General features: G+C 27.2%; 11 protein-coding genes and 1 pseudogene. 10 read left to right on the top strand and 2 right to left on the bottom strand.

What is annotated here, in order from left to right; genetic code table 11:
- On the top strand, positions 1-159 hold a 159-nt coding region (locus Q0G30_RS12910; RefSeq protein WP_294390781.1), incomplete at its 5' end, for a 23S rRNA (pseudouridine(1915)-N(3))-methyltransferase RlmH.
- A gap of 92 nt (positions 160-251) precedes the next feature.
- On the opposite strand, the gene Q0G30_RS14450 is transcribed toward Q0G30_RS12910, so the two are convergent.
- Both Q0G30_RS14450 and Q0G30_RS12905 read right to left on the bottom strand, forming a co-directional pair.
- Positions 252-548, bottom strand: a complete 297-nt coding sequence (locus Q0G30_RS14450) for an IS3 family transposase (protein ID WP_366014053.1) — start codon at positions 546-548, stop codon at positions 252-254.
- Positions 549-896: 348 nt separating this feature from the next.
- Positions 897-1409 carry a helix-turn-helix domain-containing protein gene (locus Q0G30_RS12905; protein ID WP_224397374.1) on the bottom strand — a complete coding sequence of 171 codons (513 nt, stop codon included), beginning with the start codon at positions 1407-1409 and terminating at the stop codon, positions 897-899.
- A 363-nt stretch (positions 1410-1772) separates the two neighbouring features.
- On the opposite strand from Q0G30_RS12905, the gene Q0G30_RS12900 reads away from it, so the two are divergent.
- The 9 genes and pseudogenes from Q0G30_RS12900 to Q0G30_RS12860 form a co-directional block, all read left to right on the top strand.
- Positions 1773-4415 carry a carbohydrate binding domain-containing protein gene (locus tag Q0G30_RS12900; RefSeq protein ID WP_138289503.1) on the top strand — a complete coding sequence of 881 codons (2643 nt, stop codon included), beginning with the start codon at positions 1773-1775 and terminating at the stop codon, positions 4413-4415.
- Between the two features lie 106 nt (positions 4416-4521).
- Positions 4522-5568, top strand: a complete 1047-nt coding sequence (locus Q0G30_RS12895; protein WP_011593282.1) for a LacI family DNA-binding transcriptional regulator — start codon at positions 4522-4524, stop codon at positions 5566-5568.
- A gap of 74 nt (positions 5569-5642) precedes the next feature.
- Positions 5643-6536 (top strand): ROK family protein, encoded by an 894-nt coding sequence (locus Q0G30_RS12890; RefSeq protein ID WP_280537829.1) that lies wholly within the window; start codon positions 5643-5645, stop codon positions 6534-6536.
- 33 nt (positions 6537-6569) lie between these two features.
- Positions 6570-7298, top strand: a complete 729-nt coding sequence (locus Q0G30_RS12885) for a MurR/RpiR family transcriptional regulator (protein ID WP_011593280.1) — start codon at positions 6570-6572, stop codon at positions 7296-7298.
- Between the two features lie 149 nt (positions 7299-7447).
- Entirely contained in the window at positions 7448-8884 is a 1437-nt protein-coding gene (locus tag Q0G30_RS12880) for a glycoside hydrolase family 1 protein (RefSeq protein ID WP_055207112.1), read from the top strand.
- A 58-nt stretch (positions 8885-8942) separates the two neighbouring features.
- Positions 8943-9245, top strand: coding sequence for a PTS sugar transporter subunit IIB (locus tag Q0G30_RS12875; protein ID WP_011593278.1), 303 nt, complete (start codon positions 8943-8945; stop codon positions 9243-9245).
- Between the two features lie 20 nt (positions 9246-9265).
- Positions 9266-10636 carry a PTS sugar transporter subunit IIC gene (locus Q0G30_RS12870; RefSeq protein ID WP_115650481.1) on the top strand — a complete coding sequence of 457 codons (1371 nt, stop codon included), beginning with the start codon at positions 9266-9268 and terminating at the stop codon, positions 10634-10636.
- Positions 10637-10667: 31 nt separating this feature from the next.
- Positions 10668-10985, top strand: a complete 318-nt coding sequence (locus Q0G30_RS12865; protein WP_055207110.1) for a PTS lactose/cellobiose transporter subunit IIA — start codon at positions 10668-10670, stop codon at positions 10983-10985.
- Positions 10986-11273: 288 nt separating this feature from the next.
- Positions 11274-11534 (top strand): annotated as a pseudogene (locus tag Q0G30_RS12860) (23S rRNA (pseudouridine(1915)-N(3))-methyltransferase RlmH); the annotation flags it as partial.
- Positions 11535-11602 lie beyond the last annotated feature (68 nt).

Raw genomic sequence — 11602 nt, 5'->3', positions numbered from 1 at the left:
GGAGGAAGCCTTGGTTTATCACAAGAAGTAATAAAAAGAGCTGATTACAAATTATGCTTTTCAAAAATGACATTTCCACATCAATTATTTAGAGTAATGTTACTAGAACAAGTTTATAGAGCCTTTAGAATAATGAAGAACGAACCGTATCATAAATAAGTAAGAAAAGAGGTCTTAGTCAATTTATTTCAATGGCTAAGACTATTTTGGTGAGTGGAAATACTGTGTCATAAGTAATACTATAAATTTAGTTAACAGAAATTACATAGAATGAAATAAAGGTTAACTAGAAGGTTAAATATTACATGAAGAAGTAAAACTTTATGGATAATAATAAAATATACATTTAATATATTTTCAGCTATAATCTGTGGACTACTTTGAATGTACCTTTTCTTTTTTCGTCTAATAACAGCAGCAAGTTTTACAGATTTCATAAGTCTGTATATACGTTTATGATTATAGTTTGAGGTTAACATTCTATTAATATTTAACGTTATACGGCGATAGCCATAAATTCCTTTAACTTCGGAATATAATTTAATAATCTCATCCAGAATAACCTTGTTTTCTTTATCTCTTTCAGTTTCTGAACGATTTAGCCACTTGTAGTAAGAAGTACGTGCTATCTTAGCACATTTACATAGGTCAGATATTGAATACCCTAGTTCATGTAATTCTTTAATTGCAATATATTTATAAATAAATGAAGTAGTGTATTTATCTACCTCTTTTATATCTCCTCTAATTTTTTAAAGAAATCATTCTCTATTTTTAAACGTCTATTTTCCGCTTCTAAAAGCTTTAATTGTGCTGAAAACCTTTCTGATTCAGTTAACTCACCAAATGATTTATTTTTACCACGTCTATCGACTAGTGCGTTATATCCATTTTTATTATATTTTTTTACCCAAGTATAAATAAACTTGTTGATATGAAACATTAAATTTATTAGCAGTTAAATTATAATCGTGAGCGTTAGCAATACAAAATGATACTATTTCAATTCTTTCTTCATAAGTTGTTTTTCTTCCGTTAGTCATAATATGATCCTCTTTTTTATTATGAGATTTACATGTTTTATGACATTTATTATACTTACTTATCCATTGTTTGAGAATACCTGTGCTAAAAATGCTGTATTTTAAACATATATCTGCTAATGACCCTATTCCATTAATATAATCTTTAACTGCACTAAGTTTAAGGTCAGAATTATAATAAGTATTGTTTTTAAGGGTTCTTAGTCCGTCCGGGCCGAAGATTTTATATTTACGTATCCATTCTTGAATACTACTTATATGTAAGCCAAGTTCTTTGGCTATACCATTCTGTGATATATTTCCATTCAAATATTCTTCTACAAATTTAATTTTAATTTCATATGATATCTTAGCTTTTCTTCCCATAAAAATTACCCTTTTATATTAGTAACAGTTTTATTATTTTAACTGTCTACTATAAAGGGAGCATATCAATTTTTACGTGTTATTTTAATTATTTTATTTCTTAAAGAAGTAACTTATATTAAGAAACAAGTTGTTTCATTTAAGTATAAAATTACAAAATAAGTAATATGTTTTTTTTATTTGTGAAAAATATTACAGGGATTTGTAATATATGTATACTAAAATATGTAAGGGGGATTGTTAAATAAGTGGATGATAATTTATTAATTGCTTAAATACTAGTTAGAAGTGCTTATTTAATTATTACCATTATTTATTTAACAATCAAAAGTAAATATTAATTTTAGGGGGAGTGAAAATTTTATGAAAAGATTATTAGCTAAAATATTAGCAGCGATAGTTATTACAACAACAATAACTAATATAGGGGTTTCTAGTAATATATATGCAAATACAATGTATAGAAATAATCAAGAAAGTACCGATAAAAATGAGAAGTGGAATTTAGTATGGGAAGATAATTTTAATGGTGATTATTTAAATTTACAAGATTGGAATTATGAAACCCATGAACCAGGCTGGGTAAATAATGAATTACAGGAGTATACGGATGATATAAGAAATATTTATGTTGATAACGGTAATTTAGTTATTAAGGCTATTAAAGAAGAAACAGAGGATGGTATTAAATATACATCAGGTAAAGTGACAACTCAAAATAAGCATGATTATAAATATGGACGCTTTGAAGCAAGATTAAAAGTACCAGAGGGTCAGGGTCTATGGCCAGCATTTTGGATGATGCCAACAGAGGAAGAACTTTATGGATCGTGGCCTAGATGTGGAGAAATAGATATTATGGAAGTATTAGGACACGAACCAAATAAGGCATATGGAACTATTCATTATGGAAATCCACATCAAGAAAGCCAAGGTTCTTATATATTAAATGGAGAAACCTTTGCAGATGATTATCATGTTTTTGCTGTAGAATGGGAACCAAGTGAAATGAGATTTTATATAGATGGAAACCTATATCATACTGTAAATAACTGGTATACAAAACAAGAAGGAGGAGATGAAATAACTTATCCAGCACCATTTGATCAACCATTTTATCTTCAATTTAACTTAGCTGTTGGAGGAAATTGGCCAGGTAATCCTGATGAAACTACTAATTTTGATAATGCTGAATATAAGATAGATTATGTAAGGGTATATCAATTAGAAAATTATAATGAAAATGTACCTAAACCAGAAAAACCACCTGTTGATTTAAGGGAACCAGATACTACTGGAAATTATATAATTAATAGCGATTTTTCAGAAGTTGAGGATTTAGAAGATAATGTTGATTGGTATACATTAAAGACACTTGGAGGAGAAGGTAAGGGCAGAATTGAAGATAATAAAATTATACTTAGTTCAGAAAGTTCAGGAAAAGAAAATTATTCTTTACAATTAGTACAAGCAGCAATACCTTTAAAGAAAAATAATATTTATAGATTATCATTTGATGCAAGGGCTGCTGAAAACAGGGATATGGTAATAAATATTACATCTCCAGATAGAGGATATATACGTCAATTACAAGATACAACTGTTGATTTAAAAAATGAATTCCAAAAGTATTCTTATGAATTTACAATGAAGGATAATGATGATGCAAATGCAAGAGTTGAATTTAATTATGGAAATAGAAATTCATTAGCAGATATTGAAATAACTAATGTTAGATTAGAAAAAATAGGTGAATATGAAAATGTAAATGAAGATAAAAAGACGATTCTTCCAAATGGAAATTATGTGTATAATGGAACATTTGATGTGGGCGAAGATCGTATGAAGTATTGGGAAGTAGATTCTAAAATAGAAGATGTACAAGCTACTGTAACTAATATAAATAATAAAAGAGAATTTAAGATAAGTATTCCTAAATCAACTTCAAATTTATCAGATGTTATATTAAGAGAAAGTGAACTTGGAATAGCAGAAAATAAAGAATATTATCTTTCTTTTGATGCTTATGCTGAGGAAGATAAAACAATAAAAGCTCAAATAAATAATAAAATCTTTGAAGCAGAATTAACTACAGAAAAAAAGAACTTTAAGTATAAATTTAATACACAAGATGTTTTAGAAAATAGAAATTTAGAATTTTTATTAGGTACACCAGGGGTAACTTATATTGATAATGTTAAAATTATGGATACATCATTAATAATAAATGGAGATTTCAGTAATGAATTTTCTAAGTGGGAAGTTTTTAAAGAGAGTAGTATTTCTTCTGATGTATCAAGTATCATAGATAAATCTAATGGAAATAATGCTGCACAAATAAATATTTCAAATACTGGAGATGCAGATTGGAAAATTCAATTAAAGCAAAGTGGAGTAAAATTAGAAAAAGGTAAAAAATACAAATTATCATTAGATGCAAAGAGTACAATTAAAAGAGCAATTATGTTTACTATTCAAAGGGATGGAAGTAATGATAATGATTGGAGACCTTATGCTAATACTCAAATAGTAGATTTAGAAAATGAATATAACAAATATGAAATTATATTTGATATGACAGAAGAAAGTGATTCAAATTCAATATTTTCTATATCTATGGGGGCTGTAAATAATACTCAAATTACAGAAGAACATTCAATTTATATAGATAATGTAAATTTAATAGAAGTTGTAAAGTCTGAAGATGATGATAACACTAGTAATCCAAATAATCCTAATGATCCATCAATAAAAGATGACATTGATGATAATAACAATAATAATGGAAGCAATGGTAATAACGGAAATAATAATAGTAATAGTGCAAACAATAGTGGAAACAATAACAATGCTAATAACAAAGTACCTTCACAAGATAAAAATACTAATTCAACTTTGGTTGAAACTGGTAAAAAATCATATTTAGCATTATTTGGAGTAATATTAGTATTATTAGGAATTGGTATTACTGGATTAAATAAAAAATATAAAAAACAGATAAATTAATTCATCAATAAATTATAAATATGGAAAGAAATGTTTGTAAAACCTTTTCAAACGGTGTATTATAAATTTATAAACACGTGTTTATTATGAAAAGGAGAAATTTATTGTGAATAGTAAAGACATAGCTAAAATTGCAGGTGTTTCTAGAAGTACAGTATCTAGGGTTATAAATAATTATGTTAATGTTCCAGAAGAGACTAGGCAAAAAGTTTTGAATGTAATAAAAGAATATAACTATGTACCACATGCATCTGCTAGGTTGCTTGCAGGATATAAAAATAGAATTATTGGGCTTTTTATAATTGATATAGTAGAAAGAAAGTGTGGAATTAAAAATAGAATTACAAAAAGCCCATATTATTTAGAGTTTACTAGTTCAGTAATTGAAGCTGCAAGTCAAAAGGGATATAAGGTTTTAGTTCATATAATACATGATGAATCAAGATATGATGAAATTAAGGAGTGTTTTTATAATAAAACAATTTCTGGTGGAATATTCATAGGTGAAAATAATGGTGATTTAGAAATAAAAAAAATAATTAAAGATGGTTATAAAGTTGCACTAATAGATCAAGATATAAACTTATATAACAAGGATAATAAATGTATAATTGTAAATTCTGATAATTATACTGGAGCATATAATGCAACGAAATATTTAATAAGTTTAAATCATTTAAAAATTGCACATATAACAGGAGATATAAAAAAGTTTTCAGCCGTTAAAAGATTAGATGGATATAAAAAGGCATTACAAGATTCGAATATTCCTATTAAAAATGAATTTATTATTTTTTCAGAGTTTATTGAAGAGGGGGGATATAATTCAGCAAAAAAAATACTTTCAATGGATGATAAACCAACAGCTATATTTACAGCCAATGATAAAATAGCAATCGGTGCAATAAAAGCCATTAAGGAATATGGATTAAAGGTACCAGAAGATATTTCAATAATAGGTTTTGATAACATAGAAGAAAGTAAATACTTAGAAACACCATTAACTACTATGCAAATGGAATTAGTTGAAATGGCGGAGTTAGCAACAAATAATATTATTGATTCTATTGAAAATGATACAAATTTTTCAAAAAGTTATAATGTACCTAGTACATTAGTAGTACGAAAAAGCTGTAGGAATTTAAATAATTAGCTATTTATTTTTAATAAATAGCTAATTTTAAAATAAAAAATAAACGCGAGTTTATAAAGAGGAGAAGTGAATTTATGAAAAATTATAGTTTAGGAATTGATATTGGAGGAACTTTTATTAAATATGCTTTAGTTGATGATAACTATAACATAATTAATAAGTGGAAAGTTGAAACTATTAAATTTGAAACAAAAGATGAATTTTATGATTATATATGTTCAAATATAAAATACGATTTACCATTTCACACTATAGGTATAAGTGCACCAGGGCTTATAAATGAAAAGTCAGAAGTTAAATCATTAGCAGCACCTAATGTTATAGTTATGTATAACACTAATATAAATGATGAAATAGAAAAAAGAACTAATAAAAAGGTTAAATCAATAAATGATGCTAAAGCTGCAGGATTATGTGAATTTAAAATTGGAAATGCAAAAGGGAAATTATCTTCAGCTTTTTTAATTATAGGTACAGGAACTGGTGGATGTTTGTGTGATAAAAATGGAGTAATATATGGAAAGGATTGTTTTGCTGGTGAATTTCATAACATTCCTTTTATGAATTATAAAACTAATAAAATTGATAAAATGGGAGACTATGCTTCTATATTAGGATTAATAGAAATTTATAATAATAAAGTAACCGAAACAGAGAAAATTAAATATGGGAATGAAGTATGCAGTAAATATTTAAATGGAGATATAAATGCAGAAGAATCAGTAAATGAATGGATAAACAATATAGTTACAGAATTAATGGCAATAACAGTTTTTTATAATCCAGAAATTATTTGTTTAGGGGGAGGAATTTCTGAGGAAGACTGGTTTATTGAAAAGGTTAAGAATTGTTATAAAGAAAAATGTATTAAGTACTTAGAAGCAGATTTTATTACTACCGAAATTGTTAGGTGTAAATATAATAATGATGCCAATATATTAGGAGCAATAATAAATTCAAATATTTAAAAATTTTTAAGCGCATGTAATGAGGGGAATAATATGTTTAGCTATGAAGTTATACAAAGTTTAAATAGTTTGGAGTTAACATTATATGAATATATAATGACTAATAGCAAAAAAGTTATATATATGAGAATAAGAGAGTTAGCAGATGAAGCACATGTATCTACAACTACTATTTTTAGATTTTGTAAAAAATTAAATTGTGAGGGATTTTCTGAATTTAAATTAAAATTCAAGATGTATATAGAAGAAAATAATATAAAAAAGGTAAGTGATGATACTTCAGAAATAATAAATTTTCTTAAAAATATTGAAAATAGTGATTTAGATAAAAGATTAGAAAAGTTATGCGAATTAGTTAAAGAAGCTAATAGCATTATATTTCTTGGAATAGGTTCCTCAGGTGTGTTGTGTAAATATGCTGCAAGGTATTTTTCAGCAATTGGTAAATTTACAGTTCATATTGATGATCCATTTTTCCCAAAAAACTTTAAATGTAATGATGATTGTTTAGTAATAGCATTATCTGTATCAGGAGAAACACCAACAACAATAGAAAATGTTAATAGATTTAAAGAAGAGGGATGCACAATAGCAAGTATAACTAATACTGAAAATTGCACTATAGCTAAAATATCAAATTTAAATTTGCCATATTATGTTCAGCAAATAAAGGCTAATTATAGTGATATAACTACACAAATTCCGGTATTGTATATGATAGAACGAATAGGAAAAAAGTTATATAATCAGTATTCAATTTAATGAAATTAAGGCTATCAAAATAAAACAACTTGTTACATTTTTGTACTAAATTAAAAACAATGAAACATGTTTTTTTAGCGTTGTAAACCATTCCTTTAAAAAAATATATAAGTTATACTGTGGATATAAAAGGAAAAGGAGGATAAAAAATGATATATGAAAAATTAGATAACTTTAGAAGTGATTTCCTATGGGGATCAGCATCAGCAGCATATCAAGTTGAAGGTGGATGGGATCAAGATGGAAAAGGAAAAAGTATTTGGGATATATATACTAAAAAGGAAGGTACAACCTATAAAAATACTAATGGGGATATAGCAGTAGATCATTATAACAGATATAAAGAAGATGTATCTTTAATGGCAGAAATGGGATTAAAAGCTTATAGATTTTCAATTGCATGGACTCGTATATATCCTAATGGTAGAGGAAAGGTAAATGAAGAAGGACTTAAGTTTTATGAAAATTTAATTGATGAGCTAATAAAAAATGATATAACTCCAATAGTTACATTATATCACTGGGATTTACCACAGCATCTACAGGATTTATATGGTGGATGGGAATCAAGGGAAATAATAAACGATTTCAACAATTATTGTGTAACTTTATTTAAGAGATTTGGTAATAAGGTTAAATATTGGGTTACGTTAAATGAACAAAATGTATTTTTAACATTAGGATATTTAACAGCATTACATCCACCAGGAGTTAAGGATCAAAAGAGAATGTTACAGGCAAATCATATTGCAAATTTAGCAAATGCAAAGGTTATTGAATCTTTTAGAAAGTATGTTTCAAATGGAATGATTGGTCCAAGCTTTGCATTCGGTCCTAATTATGCTTATAGTTGTAATCCACAAGATGTGTTAGCTGCAGAAAATGCAGAAGATTTAAATTGTAATTGGTGGCTTGATGTTTATTGTAAGGGTGTATATCCAACGTTTGCATTAAGATATTATGAAAGATTAGGAATAGCACCAATAATTGAGGATGGGGATCTTGAATTATTAGCAAGAGTAAAACCAGACTTTATTGGAATTAATTATTATCAAACAACAACAGTTGCAATGAATTCATTAGATGGGGTTGGAGCTTCTGAAGGAATGAATAATACTGGTAAAAAGGGAACTACAAAGGAAAGTGGAATACCAGGTGTATATAAAAATGTAAAAAATCCTTACTTGGAAACAACTAATTGGGATTGGAATATAGATGCAACAGGGCTGAGAACTGGTTTAAGAAGATTAACAAGTAGATATGGATTGCCTATATTAATTACAGAAAATGGCCTTGGTGAATTTGATAAGCTAGAAGATAATATAGTAAATGATGATTATAGAATTAAATATTTAAAAGAACATATTATTGCATGTAAAGAAGCAATTACTGATGGTGTTGAGCTTTTAGGATATTGTACTTGGTCATTTACAGATTTGTTAAGCTGGCTTAATGGATATCAAAAACGTTATGGATTTGTATATATTGATAGAGATGAAAATGATGAAAAAGATTTAAGAAGAATTAAGAAGAAAAGTTTCTATTGGTATAAGGATGTAATAAGTAGTAATGGTGAAAATTTATAAATGTTAAATAATAAAAATTATATAAATTATAAAATTAAGTATAAAGGGAGAGATTAAAATGAAAAAAATATTATTAGTCTGTTCAGCTGGGATGTCAACAAGTTTATTAGTTAATAAAATGAATAATGCAGCAAAGGAATTTGGGGAAGAAGTATCTATAGAAGCCTTACCAGTATCAGAATGTTCAAGCAAAATAGATGAGGTAGATATTGTTCTTTTAGGACCACAAGTACGTTTTCAAAAACCAGTAGTAGAAAAATTAGCTAATGGAAGAATTCCAGTAGAAGTAATAGATATGAGATTATATGGAATAATGGATGGAAAAACAATATTAAAAAATACCTTAGCTAAAATTAAATAGGGTAAAGGAGAATAAAAATTATGAGTGCTATGGAGAAATTTCAATCTCAAATAGAAAAGGTATTAGTGCCGTTAGCTAGTAAGTTAAATTCACAAAGGCATATTTGTGCAGTAAGGGATTCATTTATATTAACATTTCCACTAACTATGGCAGGATCTTTAATGGTATTACTTAACTTCGTTTTATTATCACCAGATGGGTTCATTTGTAAATTATTAAGGTTAAATAAAATATTCCCTAATATAGGTGAATGTCAAGCTATATTTAGCCCAGTATTAAAAGGCTCAACAGATATATTAGCTATATTAATTGTATTTTTAATTGCTAGAAATTTGGCAAAACAACTTAAATCAGATGATTTATTATCAGGATTAACAGCAGTATCAGTTTATTTTATAATTTACTCAGATTATGTAAATGTGGATGGCGTAAACTATTTAACTACAAAGTTTATGGGGGCACAAGGATTGTTTGTAGCTATAATTGTTGGGTTAGTAGTTGGAGAACTTATGTCAGTTTTATCAAAGTCTAAAAGGTTAGAAATTAAGATGCCAGAACAAGTTCCACCAGCAGTAGCTAGAACATTTAAATTATTATTACCAATAGTTATAATTACAGTTTCATTTTCAATATTAAATTTCTTTATTAAGAAATTTGCACCAGGTGGATTACATGAATTAGTTTATACTGTAATTCAAACTCCATTAACACAATTAGGTCAAAATGTAGGATCAGTATTAATATTAACTCTTATATCTCAGTCACTTTGGGTTATGGGAATCCATGGTCCAAATACTATTGCAGCAGTACGTGATACTATGTTTGCAGAGGCAACAAATGCAAATCTTTCATATGCAGCAGCAAATGGTACTGCATGGGGAGCACCTTATCCAGTAACATTTAATGGATTATATGATGCTTTTGGAGCATATGGTGGTTCAGGAGCAACATTAGGATTAATAATTGCAATATTTATATTTAGTAAAGCAAAAGAACAAAAAAGTATAGCAAAGCTTTCATTTGCACCAGGACTATTTAATATAAATGAAATGGTTATATTTGGATTACCTATAGTATTAAATCCTATATATATAATACCATTTATATTAACTCCATTAGTAAATATAACAATTGGGTATTTAGCAACATCAGTTATGAGGATTATACCACCAGTAGCATATGGAGTGCCTTGGACAACACCAGGACCATTAGCACCATTCTTAGGAACTGGGGGAAATATTATGGGATTAGTAATAGGATTAATTTGTTTAGCAGTTAGCGTATTTACTTATGCACCATTTGTAATAGCTGCAAGTAAAGCTGAATTAAAAAATGAAGAAGAAGCAACTTTAAATGAATTTAATAATGTTGAAGGAATAAATACAATTTAATATATTAATTAAATAATTAGAGGTAGATGTTATGGAAGGATTAGAATTAATAGCATTTGAAATAATAAGTAATGTTGGAATGGCTAAATCTTTAGCTATTGAAGCATTGAGAGATGTAAGAAGTGGAAAATATGAAGAAGGAAAATCAAAATTAAATGAAGCATCTGAATTTCTTGTTAAGGGGCATCATGCACATGCTGATTTAATACAAAAGGAAGCTTCAGGAGAAAAGGTTGAATTTTCTTTAATAGTTATGCATGCTGAAGACCAAATGATGGCAGCTGAAACAATCAAATCATTAGTTGAAGAAATGATAGAAATGTATAAGGATTTAAAAGAAATAAGATAAATATTTAGTTAGTTTTAAGAAGTTTGATAATTTATATACATCACTTAATATAAGTTTTATTAGGTGGTGTGTATTTTTATTTTATATTTACTTTTTATAGATTGGATAAATGGAGAAATATTTTACTTAAATAAAATTAATATTGCCAGTTTCATACATAAAAATTTATAATATATAAACTTTTTGGAGATTCAACACAGTATAGTGTTAAAAATGATCAACTTACTAATTTCCAAGGAAATAATAGGGTGATAGATAAAGATGCATTAGGAATACCAGTCGGTAAATGTTGCAATGGATTTAAATGCAAAGCAAATGACCTCAGAGGAGTTCTCAAAGCTTATTGAGAATCAAGGAGTTATGGGTAAATCTAACATAACTTTTGTTATAGGAGGTAGCTTAGGTCTATCTCAAGCAGTTATAAAAAGAGAAAATTATAAAGTGTGTTTTTCAAAAATGACATTTCCACACCAACTGTTTAGAATTATGTTATTAGAACAAGTTTATAGAGCTTTTAGAATAATGAAAAATGAACCGTATCATAAATAAATGAGGTTTTGGATAGAATTGGATATATAAATGGACGATAGGTGTGCTTTAATTTTTGCAATGAAACT

The sequence above is a fragment of the uncultured Clostridium sp. genome (assembly GCF_934754925.1).
Taxonomy (GTDB): Bacteria; Bacillota; Clostridia; order Clostridiales; family Clostridiaceae; genus Clostridium.
The sequence above is the reverse complement of the archived record's forward strand: the minus strand, read 5'-3'. Positions and strand labels throughout refer to the sequence as shown.